22 protein-coding genes and 1 tRNA gene are annotated in these 20,403 nt (G+C 65.8%); 6 read left to right on the plus strand and 17 right to left on the minus strand.

Annotated elements, in window-relative coordinates; all coding sequences use genetic code 11:
• Positions 1-52: 52 nt before the first annotated feature.
• The 3 genes from AZOLI_RS32495 to AZOLI_RS12710 form a co-directional block, all read right to left on the minus strand.
• Complete coding sequence (locus AZOLI_RS32495) at positions 53-469, minus strand: hypothetical protein (protein ID WP_162488071.1); 417 nt, start codon at positions 467-469, stop codon at positions 53-55.
• 54 nt (positions 470-523) lie between these two features.
• Entirely contained in the window at positions 524-1,564 is a 1,041-nt protein-coding gene (locus tag AZOLI_RS12705) for a hypothetical protein (protein ID WP_044550150.1), read from the minus strand.
• Positions 1,565-1,635: 71 nt separating this feature from the next.
• The gene (locus AZOLI_RS12710) at positions 1,636-2,268 is read right to left on the minus strand and encodes a type II toxin-antitoxin system Phd/YefM family antitoxin (protein ID WP_014249065.1); all 633 of its coding nucleotides are present in this window, start codon (positions 2,266-2,268) and stop codon (positions 1,636-1,638) included.
• Between the two features lie 343 nt (positions 2,269-2,611).
• Here AZOLI_RS12710 and AZOLI_RS12715 point away from each other — a divergent pair, with 343 nt between their 5' ends.
• The gene (locus AZOLI_RS12715) at positions 2,612-3,937 is read left to right on the plus strand and encodes a monodechloroaminopyrrolnitrin synthase PrnB family protein (protein WP_014249066.1); all 1,326 of its coding nucleotides are present in this window, start codon (positions 2,612-2,614) and stop codon (positions 3,935-3,937) included.
• Positions 3,938-4,020: 83 nt separating this feature from the next.
• Positions 4,021-4,788, plus strand: coding sequence for an alanine--tRNA ligase-related protein (locus tag AZOLI_RS30370; RefSeq protein ID WP_014249067.1), 768 nt, complete (start codon positions 4,021-4,023; stop codon positions 4,786-4,788).
• On the opposite strand, the gene modD is transcribed toward AZOLI_RS30370, so the two are convergent.
• From modD to AZOLI_RS12750, 5 genes are read right to left on the minus strand one after another with little or no spacing between them, the layout of a single operon-like run.
• Positions 4,769-5,599 carry a ModD protein gene (gene modD, locus AZOLI_RS12730; RefSeq protein ID WP_014249068.1) on the minus strand — a complete coding sequence of 277 codons (831 nt, stop codon included), beginning with the start codon at positions 5,597-5,599 and terminating at the stop codon, positions 4,769-4,771. The genes AZOLI_RS30370 and modD overlap by 20 nt on opposite strands.
• Positions 5,600-5,618: 19 nt before the next feature.
• A complete protein-coding gene (locus AZOLI_RS12735; protein WP_014249069.1) occupies positions 5,619-6,614 on the minus strand; it encodes a magnesium transporter CorA family protein in 996 nt (331 codons plus the stop codon).
• Positions 6,611-7,528, minus strand: coding sequence for a bifunctional methylenetetrahydrofolate dehydrogenase/methenyltetrahydrofolate cyclohydrolase FolD (gene folD, locus AZOLI_RS12740; protein ID WP_014249070.1), 918 nt, complete (start codon positions 7,526-7,528; stop codon positions 6,611-6,613). The genes AZOLI_RS12735 and folD overlap by 4 nt, the downstream gene beginning before the upstream one ends.
• A 1-nt stretch (position 7,529) precedes the next feature.
• Complete coding sequence (locus tag AZOLI_RS12745; protein WP_014249071.1) at positions 7,530-7,871, minus strand: DUF167 domain-containing protein; 342 nt, start codon at positions 7,869-7,871, stop codon at positions 7,530-7,532.
• A 2-nt stretch (positions 7,872-7,873) separates the two neighbouring features.
• Positions 7,874-8,158 carry a YggT family protein gene (locus tag AZOLI_RS12750; RefSeq protein ID WP_014249072.1) on the minus strand — a complete coding sequence of 95 codons (285 nt, stop codon included), beginning with the start codon at positions 8,156-8,158 and terminating at the stop codon, positions 7,874-7,876.
• Between the two features lie 294 nt (positions 8,159-8,452).
• Here AZOLI_RS12750 and AZOLI_RS12755 point away from each other — a divergent pair.
• Positions 8,453-8,528: transfer RNA gene (locus AZOLI_RS12755), tRNA-Ala, on the plus strand.
• Between the two features lie 180 nt (positions 8,529-8,708).
• On the opposite strand, the gene AZOLI_RS12760 is transcribed toward AZOLI_RS12755, so the two are convergent.
• Genes AZOLI_RS12760 through trpB form a run of 7 tightly spaced genes read right to left on the minus strand, consistent with a single transcriptional unit; the run spans position 8,709 to position 15,240 of the window.
• Positions 8,709-9,767 (minus strand): DMT family transporter, encoded by a 1,059-nt coding sequence (locus AZOLI_RS12760; protein WP_014249074.1) that lies wholly within the window; start codon positions 9,765-9,767, stop codon positions 8,709-8,711.
• Between the two features lie 54 nt (positions 9,768-9,821).
• Complete coding sequence (locus AZOLI_RS12765) at positions 9,822-11,168, minus strand: bifunctional folylpolyglutamate synthase/dihydrofolate synthase (protein WP_014249075.1); 1,347 nt, start codon at positions 11,166-11,168, stop codon at positions 9,822-9,824.
• 34 nt (positions 11,169-11,202) lie between these two features.
• A complete protein-coding gene (gene accD, locus AZOLI_RS12770) occupies positions 11,203-12,201 on the minus strand; it encodes an acetyl-CoA carboxylase, carboxyltransferase subunit beta (protein WP_014249076.1) in 999 nt (332 codons plus the stop codon).
• Positions 12,198-12,662 (minus strand): HEPN domain-containing protein, encoded by a 465-nt coding sequence (locus AZOLI_RS12775; RefSeq protein WP_044550157.1) that lies wholly within the window; start codon positions 12,660-12,662, stop codon positions 12,198-12,200. The genes accD and AZOLI_RS12775 overlap by 4 nt, the downstream gene beginning before the upstream one ends.
• On the minus strand, positions 12,659-13,129 hold the full coding sequence (locus AZOLI_RS12780; protein ID WP_014249078.1) for a hypothetical protein: 471 nt from the start codon (positions 13,127-13,129) through the stop codon (positions 12,659-12,661). The genes AZOLI_RS12775 and AZOLI_RS12780 overlap by 4 nt, the downstream gene beginning before the upstream one ends.
• A 39-nt stretch (positions 13,130-13,168) precedes the next feature.
• Entirely contained in the window at positions 13,169-14,014 is an 846-nt protein-coding gene (gene trpA / locus AZOLI_RS12785) for a tryptophan synthase subunit alpha (RefSeq protein ID WP_014249079.1), read from the minus strand.
• Between the two features lie 8 nt (positions 14,015-14,022).
• On the minus strand, positions 14,023-15,240 hold the full coding sequence (trpB, locus tag AZOLI_RS12790) for a tryptophan synthase subunit beta (protein ID WP_014249080.1): 1,218 nt from the start codon (positions 15,238-15,240) through the stop codon (positions 14,023-14,025).
• A 236-nt stretch (positions 15,241-15,476) separates the two neighbouring features.
• Here trpB and AZOLI_RS12795 point away from each other — a divergent pair, with 236 nt between their 5' ends.
• Positions 15,477-16,358: a response regulator gene (locus AZOLI_RS12795; RefSeq protein ID WP_014249081.1), complete on the plus strand. Its 882-nt coding sequence runs from the start codon at positions 15,477-15,479 to the stop codon at positions 16,356-16,358.
• A 15-nt stretch (positions 16,359-16,373) separates the two neighbouring features.
• On the opposite strand, the gene AZOLI_RS12800 is transcribed toward AZOLI_RS12795, so the two are convergent.
• On the minus strand, positions 16,374-16,583 hold the full coding sequence (locus AZOLI_RS12800; RefSeq protein WP_014249082.1) for a cold-shock protein: 210 nt from the start codon (positions 16,581-16,583) through the stop codon (positions 16,374-16,376).
• 288 nt (positions 16,584-16,871) lie between these two features.
• Positions 16,872-18,290: a sigma-54-dependent transcriptional regulator gene (locus AZOLI_RS12805; protein ID WP_014249083.1), complete on the minus strand. Its 1,419-nt coding sequence runs from the start codon at positions 18,288-18,290 to the stop codon at positions 16,872-16,874.
• A 222-nt stretch (positions 18,291-18,512) separates the two neighbouring features.
• Between AZOLI_RS12805 and coaBC the strand changes: the two genes are divergently transcribed.
• Positions 18,513-19,736: a bifunctional phosphopantothenoylcysteine decarboxylase/phosphopantothenate--cysteine ligase CoaBC gene (gene coaBC, locus AZOLI_RS12810; RefSeq protein WP_014249084.1), complete on the plus strand. Its 1,224-nt coding sequence runs from the start codon at positions 18,513-18,515 to the stop codon at positions 19,734-19,736.
• Between the two features lie 163 nt (positions 19,737-19,899).
• On the plus strand, positions 19,900-20,355 hold the full coding sequence (gene dut, locus AZOLI_RS12815) for a dUTP diphosphatase (protein WP_014249085.1): 456 nt from the start codon (positions 19,900-19,902) through the stop codon (positions 20,353-20,355).
• Positions 20,356-20,403 lie beyond the last annotated feature (48 nt).

Below are 20,403 nucleotides of genomic sequence, written 5' to 3' on the forward strand. Positions count from 1 at the left end.
CCGAGGCGCCGCTATATTTCCCGCCGGCATAACGCCCCATCATCGACAACAGTCACTCATCTCGCAATGACATAGCCAGCCTCTCCACCTCTCCACAAAGACTCATGTGGTCACAGCAAGCATTATCGACTTCGTCTTGAACTCCGGTTCCAGTCATCAGAAAAAGAGATCCAAGTATAATAGAGAAATTGACAGCGCCCATATCAGGATCCAATACAATCCTTCTCATTTTACCCACACCAATATGGGAAATGTTATTCTCGGCCTCCAAAAACAACTTTTTTATAAATGGATAGAGTTCAATATACTTCTCGATTATTTCTTCACTCAGCGTAGATTCGTTATGGGTTATTGCTGGGATAAAAATTTTGTCCCTATAGAACAGAACGGCGAAATGCGGAAAGAAGTCACCTTCCTCGAATTTCCTCTCGAGGAGATTCCTGAACTTTTGCTTGTGAATTTCCAGCATTTCCGCAACTCCAAGACGTATAGCGGGACTAGCGGCGCTCATATAACATATTCATCATATTTTCTCAATCTTTGAGCCTATGTTGAACCTTCCTTTCCACTCTTTGTTTGTCACCGTATGGAGGATGTTCACCGAGAAAATTGCCGGTACGGCAACAGAAATTATCTCTGGATGAAATCTTTCGAACAGCAATGCCAGGAGGATTGCCGTCATTCCATTCTGCTGTGCCAGAGCGATATAAATCCGGTCGGCCTTGTCCAAACCGGCGGACATTGGAAGCGACACGATCAAATGAGCCAGGAACACGCCGATACCGATGCCAATGCCGAGCCAGACCATCGATACATCGGTGAATAAGAGACCAATCAACAGCGCTGACATGAACAGTGCCATTTTCGTCGCAAAGGCAAGATATCGGTCAATCGCCGGTCTGAGAAAAAGGCCAAGAACCGCAGGTGCCAGCATGAACTGGAAATATGCTGCCGAAAAAAGCACCGACACCAAAAAAACAGGGCTGTATTTTTCAATGTACCGAAAACTCGAACAGATCCATATGAACACAACGCCCAAAACAATTATCGATAAATTTCCAATTACCTCTAATATAATCCCGTAATATGAAATATTATCATTGGCCCCTAAATACCGATACAGAATGAAAGCAATGATGATCGTCACAGGATCATCGAATGAACACCAAACGCGTATGATGTTCTGCGCCCGTGCCGAGATAACGATGGAGCGGCCCACTCGTCCCGATGACAGGGCCGCCGCCACCGAAACCGGATCAATCTGCGCCAGCGATATCCCCAGGACGAGGGCGAGAACAGGATCCCCGGACAGAAATTGGACAGCCGCGGCGATCAGCACGGCTTTGGCGGCGACGCCAACGGTGATCGCCAGGAGGATACGCCCCAGATCGGTGCGCAGGACACTGCGGTCGATGCCATGCACGCTTCCATACAGGCCGACGGCAAGGAGACTGTAGACCAGGAACTCATACCAGGCGCCGGACGGATCGATCCCGATACCTGTCGACACCTGCAACAGCAGGCCGGACACGGCCGCCAGGCCGAACAGTGCGAACTGGCTCACTCTTCCCCTCCACTCAGCCGAACGGGAAGAGGACGATGCAAGGCATCGCCCCCAAGGCATCGCCCCCGTCCTTATTTCCCCCGCTGATCCGCTTCCGCATCCTTGCGGGATTGAGGGTCGGTTATGGAAATCTTGGTTCTTTCCAACGCGATTCCGGCGTTGACCGGCCGGTCGGCCAACCGGACAACAGTCCCGTCCCCGGCCGGCAATTTGATCTTCTCGCCATCGGACAGTTCCAGAATCACAAGATAGCCTGGACGCGCCAGGGTCACGGCACCGGTGAGGACCTGCCGTCCCTCCTCATCGAGATTGAGGGCAAGCCAGCCGCTGCGGACCAGATCGTCGTCGCCGAACCGCATCAGCGCGACCGTTCCGTCGGCTTCCCGCGCTTCGCTGGTCCGCGGAAATTCCATCAGTCCCCTCGCTCCCGAGACGCGCTCCTGCACCGCAAATTTCAGGGAGGCGACCAGATTGCGTCGGACGAAATCCCGCTTTCCTTCCTCAGGGCCGCCGTCCTGCAACGAAAGCGCTTCAATAACCTGATCGACCGTTTCCGCCGAGCCGAGCTGTTCCAGAAATGACAACGCCGCCGGCGAGACGACGGCGGCGACGATCTGATTGTTCCTGTCTATTCCGATCCGATTCCCAGCGAAGGCGGAATCGAGCAAATCCGCGAAATGCTGCCGCGCATGGCGACTGTTCATTGAATATTCCGGCACCGCTCCAACCCACTCTTCCATGCAGATGCGGACCCATCCTCGGGGGATGCGTCCGCTGTCAAGAACTACGTATACATTCCTTGCGGGCGGTACGCAATATAGGATTCACCCCAATTTTTTAAACCATCTCTCGAACGATGAACGCACATAGCTTCCATGCGGAAAGATCTGCCTAGTTCGAGGGAATAAGAAAGAAACACCGTTGCAGAGAAGTGAACACAATGTCAGATTTGGTACGCGTTCAGCGCGACACCGGGAATTTCCCAAGAGCTACGACGCGAGCTGCCGTTAGTGCCCTCCCCAACCGCCATGCGAGAGGACCAGCAACATGCGTACTCAGCCGACGACCACGCGAACTTCCACCCAGATCACCACCGTCGCGAACGATAACGACGGCCATCCGCGGCCGCCCGCGGCGGCGCTTCGGATGCCGATCCCGGATCGGCAGGCCGAAAAGGCATTGAGGGAACTCGAGGCGTTCCTGCGGCGCCTCCCGCTGCTGAATCGCGGAGTGGAGTATGGCACGGTCAGTTTCAGCATGAGTCTCCTGGAACGCGAGGTTGCGGCCCACATCGATCCTCAGATCATCGGCCCCATCGTGTATTCCGGTCATGTCGATCAGGAACTGGCTCTGCGCTATCTGGGCCTCCTCGGCTTTGCCGTCAGTTCCCTGGAACGCCATGCCCAGGGAGCCGGCCGTCCGGCCGGCTCGGCGCTCGCGGCGATGCCCGGCGTCGAACGCTGTCTCCTGGAACTCGGCAGGATCGCCAATCATCCGCCACGCGATAGCCACTATACATATTGGCTTAACAATAACTCTGACGACCCATTGACCTTTACTGGAGAGACAGGAGAGAAATTCTTCAATTTCGCGGTCAACCAGACCGATCTTCTGCTCGGAAATGCAGCAGACTATCTGCTCGATATCCGCATCGGCGCCCTGTCTCTTCGGGATCCGCAGGCGGTCCTCTGCATCGAGGAGGCCGCCGCTTCCATCGCCATATTGCGCCGGGTCTATCTCGATTACCGGCGTCCGGTGGAAGGCGGCACCGGCGCGCGGATGACGCCGCTGGATTTCAACCGCATGCGCAACTATCTGCTGCCCTACCCGGTCGGCGGGATGATGCACAGCGGCCCGAATGCGACGAATGTCGCCGCCTATCCGCGCGTGGATCTGGCGATCGGCTGGGCCGACGAGGCGTTCTGCGCGACCATCGCCCAGCGGCTTTCCCACATGAACGACCGTGATGCCGCATTGGTGAGACGCGATCTCGGCTTGCCGAGCCTTGCCGAGCGCCTGCTCGACCTGATCGGTCTTCGGACGGAGAAAGGAGTGTCGCCGACGATCGAGCAGTTGATCGATCATATCCGGCAATCGGGGTCAGATGGACGCAAAGTCGCGCATGCGTACTCACTTTTGGTAAAGGAGGCGCATGCGCTCAGTGCGCTCCACTGGGGACACATCTCGCATTACCTCGTCCATGGCGGCAAGACCATCCCGGCCGAAATGGCCGCGACCATGCCGCTCAAGCCGCACACCGGCGTCAGCGGTTCCAGCCTGGACCGAACCCATGCCCTGATGTCCGGACGATCGGCTCACTGGACCGTGACCTGTCTTCCTAAGGCGGTGGATCGGCTGACCTTCGCCGACTGACCGCCGGCGGCCCGCCCTTGCTCCCGCGGCAGGGGGCGGGCCGCCCCCTCTTCGCCTCACAGGATTTTGAAAGGAGACTCGTCATGGCCACGAACTGTCGCCTTCTCTATCTCGACAATATGACGGACCTGACCGGCAATGCCGAAATACTCGACCTGACGGATCGGGAGACCGGAGAAACCGACCTGCGGCTGGATCGAACGGTGTTTTACCCGCAGGGCGGAGGGCAGCCTTCGGACACTGGCACGATCATCAGCGACACCGCCGTCTTCCAGGTGGAGTCGGTAAGACTGTGCGATGGCGCCGTCATCCACAAAGGCCGTCACCTGTCGGGCCGCCTCCACGCCGGCCAATACGCACGGCTTTCCGTCGACCGGGAAAAGCGCCTGCGGCACACGCGTCTGCATTCGGCAGGCGAATTGATCTGTACAGCAGTTCGCATGCTGGGCGTCGATTGGCCCGCCGTCTCCGCCAACCATTTCCCCGGCGCGTCGAAAGTCGTGTTCGAAGGATCTTTGGATCCGAAGGCAAGGGATCCGATGGAAAAGGAAATGGTGGCGCTGCTGAACCGCCTTGTGGCGGCGAATCAGAACATCACCATTGAATCGACCGACGATCTGGACGAGGTGGAAAGGCTGTGCGGATTTCGCCCCACCTATCTGGATGCCGGCTCCACTTATCGGGTGGTGGTGATGCCCGATGGAATTGGACGCCCTTGCATGGGCACCCATGTCGGCAGGACCGGCGATATCGGTGAAATCAAGCTTCGCCATTTCCGTGCGAAAGGCGGTCGGATCGACATCGGCTATGACCTTGCCGATGAACCGCCGGTCACAGCGGCACCAACCTGACCTTCACGTCGGCGGGCTGGCCGAAGAAGGGGGCGGAGGTGATCAGCAGGCGGCAGCCGGCCGCGGCATAGGCGGCGGCGTTCGCCTCGGTCACGCCGCCGGCCGGGGCGACCAGCGGCGGCGGGGTCAGGTGCCTTGTCGCCCCGATCACCGCGCGGGCGGCCTCGGGCGGCAGCTTTTCCAACTGGATCACGTCGGCGCCGGCCGTCGCGAAGGCCACCGCCTGCTCGACCGATCCGACCTCGACCACGATCTTCTTTTCCGGCGCCTTGCGGCGCAGTGCCGCGATCCATGTCTCCGGCGGTTCGGTCAAAAAGGTGCGGTGTTCGGGGAAGACCAGAAACGTTTCCGACAGGCCCAGCCTGTGCATCACCGCCCCGCCCGCCTGCACCGCCTTGACGCTGAGGTCCTTGGCGCCGGGAAAGTTCTTGCGGGTGCAGGCGACGGTGACGGCCGGAGCGGCCTCGACGATGCGCCGGGCGCGGGTGGCGATGCCGGAGGCGTATTCGACCAGGGTCTGCGCCACCTTCCAGGCCCGGTGCAGCGACCCGGCCGGGCCGTCCGCCTCGAGGAAGACCGCGCCGGCCTCGGCAGCGGTGCCGCTGGGCTCGACGCGAAGGACATGGCCGCCGGCTTTCTCCACCAGCCGCGCCGCTTCCTCCGTCCCCGCCAGCACCATGGCGCCGCGGGCGGCGAAGCTCATCCGCGCCGGACGGGCGGCGATGCCGAGCGCGTCGGTGGTCAGGTCGCCGTAGGGAACATCCTGCGCCAGAAGCGCGTCGAGGGCGGCGTCGGGCAGGATGGTCGTCATCGGCGGGATTTCCTTAATTCTAAAGCCAGCCGCGCCGGCGGAAATACCAGAGCGGGACCACCGCCGACAGCACCATCAGCAGGATGGCCAGGGGATAGCCGAAACTCCACTCCAGTTCCGGCATATGCTTGAAATTCATGCCGTAGGCGGACGCGATCAGGGTCGGCGGCATCAGCGCCACCGAGACGACCGAGAAGATCTTGATGATGGCGTTCTGTTCGATGTTGATCAGGCCGAGCGTGGCGTCGAGCAGGAAATTCGCCTCGTGCGCCAGGAAGCCGGCATGCTCGGTCAGGGAGCGCAAGTCGCGCGTCATCGTCTTCAGCGCGGTCTTCTGTTCCTTGTTCAGCCGACCGCCGCTGACCGAAGTCATGAACACCACCAGCCGGTCGAGGCCGGCCAGGCTGTCGCGCACCTTGTGGGTCAGGTCGCCGGCCCGGCCGATGCCGCGCAGCACGTCCTGCAACTCGTCCGGCTTCTTGGCCGCCTTGCCGAAGCCGCCGCCGTCCAGCGAATCGTCGAAGACGCGGGCCGACAGCTCGTCGATGCGGCCGCCGACCAGCTCCAGCACGTCGGCCACCCGGTCGATCACCGCGTCGAGCAGGCCGAACAGCGCACTCTCCCCCGTCGCCAGCAGTTCCGGCTGGCGGACGCAGCGGGCGGCGAAGGTGATGACCGGCAGCGGTTCGGTGTAGCGCAGCGTGATCAGGTGGCGCGGGGTCAGCACGAAGGTCAGCTCGCCCTGTTCCGGATGGGGCGAGGTGGCGCGCGAGATGATGGGAGAGGTCATGTAGATCCCCTCCCCCTCCACATAGAGCTGGCTGGAGGCCTCGATCTCCTTCATCTCCTCGCGCGTCGGCAGGTCGCAGCCGGTCAGCGCGCCGACATGGGCGCGCTCCGCTTCGGTCGGGCGCAGCAGGTCGATCCAGACCGCGCCGCCCGGCAATTCCTCGCCGAGTTCCAGCGGCTGGCGCACCACCCGCCCGTCTTCGGCACGGGCATGGACGGTGATCAAAGGGCGGCCCCCAGGCTCGCCTCTGCCGGCACCGGCGCGCCGGCAGCGCGGCAGGCGGCGGCCAGCGTGTTCAGCATCAGGCAGGCGATGGTCATCGGGCCGACGCCGCCGGGAACGGGCGTGATGGCGCCGGCGACCTTCACCGCTTCGTCGAAAGCCACGTCGCCGACCAGCCGGGTCTTGCCGGGCTCGGCCGCCGCGACGCGGTTGATGCCGACATCGATCACGGTGGCGCCGGGCTTGATCCAATCGCCGCGCACCATCTCCGGCCGGCCGACCGCCGCGACCAGGATATCGGCGCGGCGGCACTCCACCGGCAGATCGACGGTGCGGGAATGGGCCATGGTCACCGTGCAGTCGGCCTGCAGCAGAAGCTGGGCCATCGGCTTGCCGACGATGTTGGAGCGGCCGAGCACCAGGGCGCGCTTGCCCTTCAGGTCGCGGCCCAGCGTGTCGCGGATCAGCAGCAGGCTGCCCAGCGGCGTGCAGGGCACGATGGCGCCCGGCTGGCCGGTGGCGAGCAGCCCGGCATTGACGACATGGAAACCGTCGGCGTCCTTTTCCGGAACGATGCGGGCCAGCACCTTCTGGCTGTCGATGTGCCCGGGCAGCGGAAGCTGGACCAGAATGCCGTGCACGGCCGGATCGGCGTTCAGCCGGTCGATCAGGGCCAGCAGGTCGGATTCGGCCATGTCGGCCGGCTCGTGATGGTCGAAGCTGTTCATGCCCAGCTCGACCAGGGCCCGTTCCTTGGAGCGGACATAGACCTGGCTGGCCGGATCCTCGCCCACCAGCACGACGGCCAGACCGGGGGTGACGCCATGGCTGGCCTTCAGCGCCGCCACACCGTCCGCCACCCGCGCGCGCAAGCCGGCCGCAAAGGCCTTGCCGTCGATGATCTTCGCGTCCGCCATGCTACACTCCACCCTCGGTACCCACATCGTCGATCAGGGCCGACAGCCGCGGCAGCAGAGCCGCCGGGTCACCGGCCACATGCAGTATCTTGTTCCGGTCGGTGGCGCCGGCCACCACCGTCAGGCTCGTCTTGGGCAGTTTCCATGCCTTCGACAAAAGTTTTATGACGGCCTCGTTGGCTTTGCCGTTTTCCGGCACCGCCGTGACCGCCAGTTTCAGAACACGTCCCCCGCCCGCCGTTTCGGCCGTGCCGGTCACCGCGTTGCGCGACGCCTTGGGCGTCACCCGGAGCGCCACCCGCAAGCCGTCGGCCACCGCTTCGAAGGGAGAGGACGCCGCCACGGTCAGAAGCGCGGCCAGTACTGGGCCATCAGGTTCTGGATGAAGGAGATCGCCAGCAGAACCACGATCGGCGACAGATCCAGTCCACCCATGTTGGGCAGGACGCGGCGGATCGGGCGCAGCACCGGTTCGGTGATGCGATACAGGAAGTCGCCGATCAGATAGACCGCGCGGTTGCGCGTGTTCACCACGTTGAAGGCCACCAGCCAGCTGAGGATCGCCGACAGGATGAGGACCCAGAAGAACAGGTCCAGAATGGTGTTGATGAGCATATACAGCGCGATCATGCCGGGCCAGCTCCATGGCGGTTCTTTGGGATGGCCGCGCGCAACGCACTGCGAAGCGGGCGCCAGCCTTTTCCGGGCACCCTAAGCATAAGCGGAGAGACCTGTCCAGTACGGCGGCCCGCCGATAGGCCGGGTGGACTGCGGCGCATAGACCGGAGTACCGCCGGCGCAGGGGTCTTGCCAGGCCGTTGCGCCCGCGCTTCATTTTTTCTGAATCAAGCGCTTGACAGCACCCCCCGTCATGGACAATATCCGCGCCACGCCGGGGCGGCGAAGACGCCGCGGTGTGAGTGTGGGGCCGTAGCTCAGCTGGGAGAGCGACGCGTTCGCAATGCGTAGGTCGGGAGTTCGATCCTCCTCGGCTCCACCATTTTCCCCTTCTCCGGAAGGGTGAGAGAAGTTGTTTGGTTGTCAGCGGGCGTTGCCGGGAACGGCATCTGGCTCGCTTTTTTGTTTTGCCGATTGCGTCCGCTCCGACGGTGTTCCCGACGGCAAGCCGACGGCCCCCGCACTCCCCATTGGCTTCCCGACCGGTGCTTTGGCTCACGCCTCAGTGCGTGTGGACGTGGTGGGCATCGGGGAAGTGGGCGTGCCGGTGCCGCAGTCGCCCGTGTCGATGCCGATGGCTGTGCGGTTCGGTCACCGGGCCGTCGTGATGATGCCGATGATGGTCGTCATGAACATGCGGGTGATCGTGCTCGATCTCCTCATGAACATGCTCATGGTCGTGGTCCTCGGTCAGGTGCAGCCAGACGCCGATTCCCATCAGGACCGCCGCAACGACCAACCCGGCCGTCAGCGGCTCGCCGAACATCGCCAGGGAGGCAATGCCTCCGACGAAGGGGGCCGTGGAGAAATAGGCGCCGGTCCTGGCGGTGCCGATGTACCGCAGGGCGAATACGAACAGGACGAGGCTGACGCCGTAGCCCAGCAGCCCGACCAGCATGGCCGCGGCCGTCGTCGGCATGGCGGGCACACCGTCGCCGAGGGCCAGGGCGATCCCGACATTGACGCTGCCGGCGACCAGCCCCTTGATCATGGCGATGTCCATAGGGTCGGCCAGCGAGACCTTGCGGGTCAGGTTGTTGTCCACCGCCCACATCAGGCACGCGGCGGCGACCGCGGCCGGTCCCCATCCGCCGGCCAAACCGCTTGCGATGTCCGGCGGTCCGCCCCAGGACAGCACGGCCGCCCCCGCGACGATGGCGACCATGCCGGCAACGAGCCGCCGGTCGAAACCTTCATGGAAGACGAACCACGCCAGGAGAGCGGTGAACACCCCTTCCAGATTGAGCATAAGCGAGGCGGTCGAGGCCGGGGTCGCCGTCAGGCCGGACATCAACAGCACCGGTGCGGCGATCCCCCCGGCAAAGACGGCGCCCAGCAGCCAGAGCCACTCGGTGCCGCGGATGCTCCGTTCGCTCCGCTCCGCCGACACCGCCAGTCCACGGACCAGCCGGACCAGCCCCAGGCCGAGCCCGGAGCCGAGATACAGCAGGCCCGCCAGCATCCATGGCGACAGGTCATGGACCAGCAGCTTCGCCAGCGGCGTGCTGACGCCGAACAGCACGGCGGCCAGAATGGCGGTCGTCGAACCCGTTTGCCCCATGGGAGCCTCACCCGTGCGGTGGCTGGGAAAACCAGCCCCCCGAATATGCCGATCTCAGCCGTTCTCCGCCAACACTGTACCGGCGAGATAGAGCGAGCCGCAGATCAGGACACGCGCCGGGCCCGGGCGATTGGCCACGAGGTCGGCCAGGGCCGAGTCCACGCCGTCGGCGGCCGCATGGTCGCGGATGCCGCAGAGCTTGGCGGTCTCGCAGGATTCCTCCGCGGTGAAGCTGGCTTCCTCGCCGGGGATCGGCACCGCACGCAGGCAATGGGTGAAGGGAGCCAGCGGGCCCAGGAACTCGAACGGGTCCTTGCTGGACAGCATGCCGTAGATCACGAACAGCGGCAGGGCGGCCCCGCCGCCCGCTTGGCCGCGCGACCAGTCGACCGCCTGCCGGGCCAGCACTTCGCCCGCCGAGTCGTTGTGGCCGCCGTCCAGCCACAGCTCCCAGCCCGGCGGCAGGCTTTCTGCCAGCGGACCGCGGGTCAGGCGCTGCAGCCGGGCCGGCCATTCGACGGTGGCGAGGCCCTTGCGCACCGCCTCGTCATCGACGGCCAGCGGCAGGTGGTCCAGGCAGGCGATGGCGACGCCGGCATTGGTGATCTGATGGACGCCGGCCAGTCCCGGCATCGGCAGGTCGAGCTGCCGCTTGGCGCTTTCGAAGCGGAAGCCGTCCGGTCGCTCCTGCACCGTCCAGCTCTGGATGGGGGCGGCGATGGCGTTGGCGCGCAGCTTCAGCGCCCTCAGCGCGTCGGCCTCCGGCTGCGGGGCCAGCACCACCGGGACGCCCGGCTTGAAGATGCCGGCCTTCTCGCTGCCGATCTCCAGCAGCGAATCGCCCAGGAACTGGCGGTGGTCGTAGGAGATGCGGGTGATCGCCGTCACCGCCGGCTTCGCCACCACATTGGTGGCGTCCAGCCGCCCGCCCAGCCCGGTCTCCAGCAGGACCACGTCGGCCGGCTCGCGGGAAAAGGCGAGGAAGGCGGCGACCGTCGTCACCTCGAAGAAGGTGATCGGGTTGCCGGCATTGGCGATCTCGCACTCCTCCAGCAGGGCGGCCAGATGATCGTCGTCGATCAGCCGGCCGGCCAGCCGGATGCGCTCGTGAAAGCGCACGAGGTGCGGCGAGGTGTAGACATGGACGCGGTGGCCGGCCGCCTCCAGCATCGCCCGCAGGAAGGCGACCGTCGACCCCTTGCCGTTGGTGCCGGCGACATGGATCACCGGTGGCAGCTTCCGCTCCGGATGGTCCAACGCCGCCAGCAGACGGTACACCCGGTCCAGCGACAGGTCGATGACCTTGGGATGAAGCCCCTTCAACCGGTCCAGCACCGGGTCGGAACGGGTCGCTGCCGGCCTGGCGGGCGGATTGGCCAGCGGAAGGGAGGCGTCGGTCATGATCGTCTCTGGTCGGATGGGCGGGAGGTGCCGGTCAGTCGTCGCCGGCCTGGACCGGAGCCGCCGGCTGGGTGGAAACCGGCTGGGCCGCCGTCGGCTGCGTGGCCGGCTGGGGCATCTGGGCGGGCTCGCCGTCGGCCGCCTGGGCGGCGGTCAGGTCGAGGTCCTCCGCCACCGCGTCGATGCGCGGGGTCATCAGCAGGCCGATGGTGCGGACCAGCGTCGGCCGCAGGTCGCGGCGGTGGACGACCATGTCGACCATGCCGTGTTCCAGCAGGTATTCGGAGCGCTGGAAGCCTTCCGGCAGGGTCTCGCGGATCGTGCTCTCGATCACGCGGGCGCCGGCGAAACCGATCTGCGCCCCCTTCTCGGCGATGTGGATGTCGCCCAGCATCGCGAAGCTGGCGGTGACGCCGCCGGTGGTCGGATCGGTCAGCACGACGATGTAGGGCAGGCCGGCTTCCTTGACCATCTCCACCGCGATGGTGGTGCGCGGCATCTGCATCAGCGACAGGATGCCTTCCTGCATGCGCGCCCCGCCCGAGGCCGGAACGACGATCAGCGGCGCGCTCTTCGCCACCGCCAGACGGGCGGCGGTCAGCAGCCCTTCGCCGACGGCGATGCCCATCGATCCGCCCATGAAGCCGAAGTCGAAGGCGGCGACCACGGCGGCATGCCCGCCGATGCGGCCCTCGCCCACCACGATGGCATCGGTGCGGCCGGTCTTGGTCTGGGCTTCCTTCAGGCGGTCGGTGTAGCGCTTCTGGTCGCGGAACTTCAGCGGGTCGGCGACCGACTTCGGCAGCTCGACGCCCTCATAGGCGCCGTCGTCGAACATCGACTCCAGCCGCTTGATGGGGTCCAGCCGCATGTGGAAGCCGCAATGCTGGCAGACGTGCAGGTTCTCTTCCAGATCACGGTGGAACAGCATCGACTCGCAGCTCGGGCATTTGTGCCAGAGATTGTCGGGCACTTCCTTGCGGGCGTAGAGCGCGCGGATCTTGGGACGGACGTAGTTGGTGAGCCAGTTCATGATGCCTCGTTCAGACCGGCGGCGAAGAGCTGGATTTCACGAGCTATCTCCGCGACGTCGATCTCTTCGGTCAGCAGGGTTCCATGGGCGATTCGGTTGCGGATGTCGTAAAGCTCTTTGATGCGCTTGTAAATGTCCCCGCCTTTGTCGGTAAGCAATGCAACCCGCTGCATGAGCTGCATGTTGCGGACTTTATCGTCAAGGAGGTCCCAGGCGCGGCGATCCCGCCACTCCGTCTGGTTCCGCATCCGCTCGATCAAGGCCGATGAATGCGTCTTCAGCTCTGCTTCGAACAGTGCAAACAGCAGAACGAAAAATGCTTGCTGATTGACAAGCGCCAAGCGGTCCAAACGCCGGAGAACATCAGCGTCATCATTCCAGAACGATGCGTCCTGTTGGATCCGCTCCAGATTTTCGCTGGCAATCTCGAACGCCCGCAAGGTGTCGGCGAAGTCTTTCACCCGACCTCCCGCAGAAGATCGAGCAGGCATTCCCGACCCCATGGCTTTCCGCCCGTTTGCCAGCTGCCCGTCGTCCAGTATGTCCACTCTGGTCCTTCGGCATCCGCCTCCTTGGCGAGCAGGCGGTCGCCGGCGCGGATGGTGCCGACATACAGCTTGACCCGGCCGCGGGTGAACAGGACCCAGCGGGCGTCAGGCTGGAACATCAGGATGTCCCGGCCGTCCCGGCGGATCCGCAGCAGCGGAATCTCGTAGCCGGGAAGCTCCAGGATCTTCTGCATGTTCTCGTGCCGGGGGAGCAGGCGCGAGCGGTCGACCTCATAGCCTTCGCCGGGCGGCAGCCAGCCGACGATCTCGTCATAGAGCGCGTCGATCCGCCGCTTCCACTCGGCGATCTCGGCCTCCGCCTCCTCCCGGCTGGGGAGCGGCTTCTCCGGTTCGTCGTCGTCGATGTAGAGATAGGCCATGGCTGGTCTCCCGGTGGCGCCGCTCCCCCCTATATAGCCTCACCCCCGCGCCGCGCGCACCCCGGCGGCCAGTTCGCCGACGAAGCCAAGCACGTCCTCGACAGCGGCCGCCCCGTCGACCCCGGCGGCCAGGCTGTCGGCCAGACGGGTGACGATGGCCGAGCCCACCACGGCGGCATCGGCGACGCGGGCGACCTCGGCGGCCTGATCCGGCGTCTTGATGCCGAAGCCGACGGCGACCGGCAGGTCGGTGTGGCGCTTCAGCCGGGCGACCGCCGCGTCAATGGCGGTGTTGGATGCGCTGGCTGTGCCGGTGATGCCGGCGATCGACACGTAATAGACGAAGCCGGAGGTGTTGCGCATCACCATGGGCATGCGCGCCTCGTCGGTGGTCGGCGTGGTCAGGCGGACGAAGCTGATGCCCGCCTCCACCGCCGGGATGCACAGCTCCTCGTCCTCTTCCGGCGGCAGGTCGACGACGATCAGCCCGTCCACCCCGGCCGCGCGCGCGTCGGCCAGGAAGGGCTCCACCCCATAGGCGTGGATCGGGTTGAAATAGCCCATCAGGATGATCGGCGTGTCGGCATCCTGCTTGCGGAAGCCGCGGACCATCTCCAGCGTCCTGTGCACCGTCATCCCGGCCTTCAGTGCGCGCAGCGAGGAGGCCTGGATCGCCGGGCCGTCGGCCATCGGATCGGTGAAGGGCATGCCCAGCTCGATCAGGTCGGCGCCAGCGGCGGGCAGGCCGTTCAGCACCGACTGCGAGACGGCGGGATCGGGATCGCCGGCGGTGATGAAGGTGACCAGACCGGCGCGTCCCTCCGCCTTCAGCGCATTGAACCGGCGGGCGATGCGGCCATCGGCCCCAACATCGGCACTCTTCATGTCGGCACTCACAGTTCCACTCCCAGATGCTTGGCGACGGAGAAGATGTCCTTGTCGCCGCGGCCCGACAGGCACAGCACCATCAGGTGGTCCTTGGGCAGTTTCGGTGCGCGCTTGATGACTTCGGCAAGGCCGTGGGCGGATTCCAGCGCCGGGATGATGCCCTCGGTGCGGGCGCAGAGCTGGAAGGCGTCCAGCGCCTCCTGGTCGGTGGCATAGGCGTATTCGACGCGGCCGACGTCATGCAGCCAGCTGTGCTCCGGCCCGATGCCGGGATAGTCGAGGCCAGCGGAGATCGAGTGGCCTTCCAGGATCTGGCCGTCCTCGTCCTGCAGCAGATAGGTGCGGTTGCCGTGCAGCACGCCCGGACGCCCGCCGTTGATCGAGGCAGCATGGTCGAGCGGCCCCTTCTCGATGCCGCGGCCGGCGGCCTCGACGCCGATCATCTGCACCGAGGAATCGTCCAGGAACGGGTGGAACATGCCGATGGCGTTCGACCCGCCGCCGACGCAGGCGACCAGGCTGTCGGGCAGGCGGCCTTCCAGTTCCTGCATCTGGGTCCGCACCTCGTCGCCGATCACCGACTGGAAATCGCGGACCATGGCGGGGTAGGGGTGCGGGCCGGCGGCGGTGCCGATGATGTAGAAGGTGTCGGCGACGTTGGTGACCCAGTCGCGCAGCGCCTCGTTCATCGCGTCCTTCAGCGTGCCGCTGCCCGACGTCACCGGGCGCACCTCGGCCCCCAGCAGCTTCATGCGGAAGACGTTGGGCTGCTGGCGGGCGATGTCGGTCTCGCCCATGTAGATGACGCAGGGCATGTCGTAGAGCGCGCAGACCGTCGCGGTCGCCACGCCATGCTGGCCGGCGCCCGTCTCGGCGATGATGCGGGTCTTGCCCATGCGCCGGGCCAGCAGGATCTGACCGATGCAGTTGTTGATCTTGTGCGCGCCGGTGTGGTTCAGCTCCTCGCGCTTGAAGTAGATCTTGGCCCCGCCCAGCTGCTCGGTCAGCCGCTGGGCGTAATAGAGCGGGTTGGGGCGGCCGACATACTGCTTCAGCTGCTGGCGCATCTCGCCTTCGAAGGCGGGATCGGCCCGCGCCTCGCGATAGGCCTTCTCGACCTCCAGGATCAGGGGCATCAGCGTCTCGGCGACGAAACGGCCGCCGAAAATTCCGAAATGCCCGCGCTCGTCGGGACCGGAGCGGTAGGTGTTCAGTTTGGTCATCGTCTGCGGCACTGCCTGAAGTCGAAGGAAAGCCGGGATAGGGCTCGGTCTTGCGGGCGGGAGTCCGGTCCGGACGCCGGCCGAGCGCGCCACCATACCGGTGGGACGCGCCGATTTGAAGCGCCGGGCCGCGGAAATCGGTGATTTCCACCCGTCCGCAAACATGGAGCGGGGCTTTGCATGGACAAGGCCGCGCCCTTACACTGGCGCCTTCTTCATTCCGGAGCATGCTTCCGATGACGCAGCGGATGCCGCCGTCGCTTCTCCCCACGGATCTCCAGCCGGTTCCCCGCCGGATTCTGGTGGTGGAGGACAGTCCGCTGAACCAGATGCTGGTCACCGCCATCCTCGCCCAGGCCGGCCACCGCGCCGACACCGCCAACAATGGGCTGGAAGCGGTGATGGCGGCACAGGCCGGCGGCTACGACCTGATCCTGATGGATTTGTCGATGCCGGAGATGGACGGGCTGACCGCCACCCGGCTGCTGCGCGACCTGCCGGGGCCGGCCGGCCGGGTGCCGGTGGTCGCCATGACCGCCGACACCGAGGAGGCCGACCGCGTCCGCTGCCAGGACGCCGGCATGAACGACCATATCGCCAAACCGGTGGACCGGACGCTGCTGCTGGAAACGGTGGAGAAATGGCTGCGTGCGTCGCTGTGCTCCGGGCCATCGGCCGACGCATCGACAGGCTTCGGCCCCTGCGCGGCAGCGGCTCCGGAAGCGGCGGGCGAGGTGCTGGACCGCGAGGTGCTGGCCCAACTGGCCCAAGATCTGGAGGCGGATCTGCTGGCCGACGTGTTGCGGCAGTTCGTGGAGGAAACGCGGGAGCGGGTGGCGCGCATCATGGCGGAAACCGACCGCGCCGTCCTGACGCGCGAGGCGCACACGCTGAAAAGCACCGCCGGGACCTTCGGCGCCCGCGCCCTCTGCGCTGCCGCCCGCGCGCTGGAGATGGCCTGCCGGGCCTCCTCCGCAGAGCCCGACCCTGCAGAGCCGCAGTCTGCGGAACTTGGGGGAAAGAGAGTGGCGGACGCGGTGGATCGGCTGCGCAACGACATCGCCCGGCTGGCCGGGGATGCCATCGCGGCCTACCGCGCCGCCGGATATCCGGTCTGACCTAACGGAACCGCATCACTCGACGACGCTGATGTTCACCGCGGAATCCTTGCCGTTGGTGCCGCGGGCAACCTCGAACTGGACGCGCTGGCCTTCGGACAGGGCATGCAAGCCGGAGCGCTGGACCGCGGTGATGTGAACGAACACGTCCTTCGAACCGGCCTCCGGCGCGATGAAGCCGTATCCCTTGGTGGTGTTGAACCATTTTACGGTGCCGTTTGTCATGGGCCTCCCCCTAGTCACTGCGAAGCGGGTCTTTGCGAAGCAAATCGGTCCGGAATCGCCGGCATCGGCCGCGCCGTGAGGTCTGCCGGGCAAGCGGAACCAAGACATTGTGCGGGGAGGCTAGCCGCATGCTGTGGTTGCGGGCAATTCCGTCTCACGGCATAGGACAAAGGATGACGAGATCCCGAGTGGAATTACGACCAAGGCGACAGGACTTTGTCGAAGGGTATTAGCCCATGTCTTGGCAGTTTTCGGGCATCGTCAGGAAATCATTGCCTAAATAAAGGGTTAGAGCTTTCCTTCAGCCTGCCAGGCCAGACGTTTGCGGTAGATCGTGGACGCGCTGATCTGCAGCAGAGCGGCGGCGCGCGGGATGTTGCCGTCGCAGGCGGCGATGGCGTCCTCGATGGCGTCCTTCTCCACCTCCCACAGCGGCTTGATCGAGTCCGGGGAGGGCGGGACATGCGGGCGCGGGACCGGAAGGGCGCCGGCCGGCGCAGTGGCGGCGGCATGGACCGGCACCGGCTGCGGCGTGCCGAGCGGCGGCGGCAGCATCTCCTGCGTCACCGTGTCGCCGTCATGCAGCACGGCGACGATTCGCACGACATTCTGCAGCTGGCGGACGTTGCCCGGCCAATGGTAGTGGCGCAGCGCCTGTTCCACCTGGGGCGAGAAGCGGGTGAACCCCTTCTTCTCCTCCTTCGCGAACTCCGCCAGATAGTGGCGGGCGATCTCCAGCACGTCGTCCTCGCGCTCGCGCAATGGCGGCAGGTGGATGGGGATGACGTGCAGGCGGTAATAAAGGTCCTCGCGGAACCTCCCCTCCTCCACCTCGCGCAGGGGATCGCGGTTGGTGGCACAGACGATGCGCAGATCGACCTTCTCCAGCTTCGACCCGCCCACGGGCGTGAAGGTGCCGGTCTGGATGAAGCGCAGCAGCTTGGTCTGCAGGTCGGGCGCCAGTTCGCAGATCTCGTCCAGGAACAGGGTGCCGCCGTCGGCGCGCGACGCCGCGCCCTCCCGGTCGGACACCGCCCCGGTGAAGCTGCCCTTCACATGGCCGAAGATCTCGCTTTCCATGAGATCCTTCGGGATGGCGCCGCAGTTGATGGCGATGAAGGGCTTGGCCGCCCGCTGGCTCTGGCGGTGGATCGCCTCGGCGCAGACCTCCTTGCCGGTGCCGGACTCGCCGGTGATGAAGACGGTCGCGCGCGAAGAGGCGGCGCTGTCGAGGATGCGGTAGACCGCCTGCATCGCCAGCGACGAGCCGATGAAGCCGTGATAGCGGGCGCGGTTCAGGTCCTTCTCGAAGGTGTCGACCAGCTGGGCCAGCCGCAGCCGCTCCATGGCGTTGCGGACCGTCACCACCAACCGGTCGGCGGAGAAGGGCTTCACCAGGAAATCGTAGGCGCCGTAGCGCATCGCCTCCACCGCCGCCTTCACCGAGCCGTGGGCGGTGATGACGATGACCGCGCAGGGTAGGGCCTGGGAGTCGATGCGTTTCAGCACCTCCATCCCGTTCATGTCCGGCAGCTGCAGGTCCAGAAGCACCACCTTGGGCGCGCCGTCGTTCAGCTGCGCCAGCGCGTCGGCCCCCGTCTCCACCGAGATGACGGTGTGGGACTCCTTCTTCAGGTATTCCGCATAGACACGGGCCAGCGACGGCGTGTCTTCGATCAGCAGGACGGGGATGGAACCGGGCGGCATGCTGTGGGCGACACGCAGAGGCAGGGGCGGGGCTGGTCCTATTGTCTAACAGATATTTCTGAAAATCCCACCCCCACGCGCATGTACGGACCGGGGAGCGTATCGATATCCCCGCCGGACCGGATATGTCGCGGCGCCGCCGCTTGCCGGGGGAGGCGCGATGAACTATCAGCAGCGGGCATCGGGGCGTCCGGAAGGGGCGCCGGGAAGAGGGGGGTCGCCATGGCCGATCACGCCATTCTGGCCGGCAAGCGCGTGCTGCTGGTCGTCGCCGGCGGCATCGCCGCCTACAAGAGCCTGGACCTGATCCGCCGCCTGCGCGAACGCGGCGCGACGGTGCGCGCGGTGCTGACGGAGGCCGGCGCCCGCTTCGTCACGCCCCTGTCGGTGCAGGCACTGACCGAGGACACCGTCTACCGGGACCTGTGGTCGCTGACCGACGAATCGGAGATGGGCCACATCCGCCTGTCGCGCGAGGCCGACCTGCTGGTGGTGGCGCCGGCCACCGCCAACCTGCTGGCGCGCATGGCGGCCGGCATGGCCGACGATCTGGCCGCCACCGTCCTGCTGGCCACCGACAAGCCGGTGCTGGTCGCTCCCGCCATGAATGTACGGATGTGGCAGCATGCCGCAACCCAGGCAAACATGGCGCTGCTGGAAAGCCGCGGCGTCAGGCGCGTCGGCCCGAACGAGGGCGTGATGGCCTGCAACGAATACGGCCCCGGCCGCATGGCAGAGCCGATGGAGATCGTCGACGCCATCGCCGCGATTTTCGCGGAGGACGCCCATCTTCCCCTGGCCGGCCGCCATGCGGTGGTGACCAGCGGCCCGACGCATGAGCCGATCGACCCGGTGCGCTACATCGCCAACCGCTCGTCCGGCAAGCAGGGGCATGCCATCGCCGCCGCCCTGGCGAAGCTGGGAGCGGCGGTGACGCTGGTCAGCGGCCCGACCCGCCTGCCCGACCCGCCCGGCTGCAGCGTGGTCCATATCGAGACGGCGCGCGAGATGCTGGCGGCCTGCGAGGCGGCGCTGCCCGCCGATATCGCGGTCTGCGCCGCCGCGGTCGCCGACTGGCGCGTCGACGGCCCGTCCGACCGCAAGCTGAAGAAGGACGGCGGCGGCCCGCCGGCGCTGGCTCTGACCGAAAACCCCGACATCCTCGCCACCCTGTCGCGGCCCGGCGAGCGCCGCCCGGCGCTGGTGGTCGGTTTCGCGGCGGAGACCGGCGACGTGCTGGCCTACGCCACCGCCAAGCGCGCCCGCAAGTGCTGCGACTGGATCGTCGCCAACGACGTCTCTCCCGGCACCGGCACCTTCGGCGGCAGCGACAACACCGTCCACCTGATCCGCGCCGACGGGGTCGAGTCCTGGCCCACCATGCCCAAGGACGCCGTCGCCGCCCGGCTCGCCGAAGTGGTGGCGGGGTATTTCGCAGGGAAGTAGTTTCGCAGATTGCCCCATTTGTACGGTCCCCCTCCCTAACCCTCCCCCGCTCACGCGGGAGAGGGGATTGCCGCCGCTTCGCATAAGGCACCCTCTCCCGCAAAGCGGGGGAGGGTTGGGGAGGGGGCATCCGCCAGCCGACACTCAACCATAGGATCCACCCATGTCCCCCACCGTCGCCTTCCTCCGCCTGCCCGGCAACGACGACCTGCCGCTGCCCTCCTATGCCACCGATGGAGCGGCGGGGTTCGACCTGCGCGCCGCGGTGCCGGCGGATGAGCCCGCCGTTCTGGAGCCCGGCAAGCGGATGCTGGTGCAGACCGGCTTCGCCGTCGGGTTGCCGACAGGGTGGGAGATGCAGATCCGGCCGCGCTCGGGCTTGGCGGTGAAGAACGGCGTCACGGTGCTGAACACGCCGGGCACCGTCGATTGCGACTATCGCGGACCGGTCGGCGTCTGCCTGATCAATCTGGGGGAAGAGCCCTTCACCATCGCCCGCGGCGACCGCATCGCCCAGGCGGTGATCGCCCCGGCCCCGAGGGCCACGCTGATCGAAGTCGGGTCGCTGGACGACACCGCACGCGGAACGGGCGGATTCGGGTCCACCGGCGTCGCCTGAGAACCCCATCCCCCGCCCCCGTTTCTGTGGCATGATCGCAGCGCCGGA

The sequence above is a fragment of the Azospirillum lipoferum 4B genome (assembly GCF_000283655.1).
GTDB classification, from domain to species: Bacteria; Pseudomonadota; Alphaproteobacteria; order Azospirillales; family Azospirillaceae; genus Azospirillum; species Azospirillum lipoferum_C.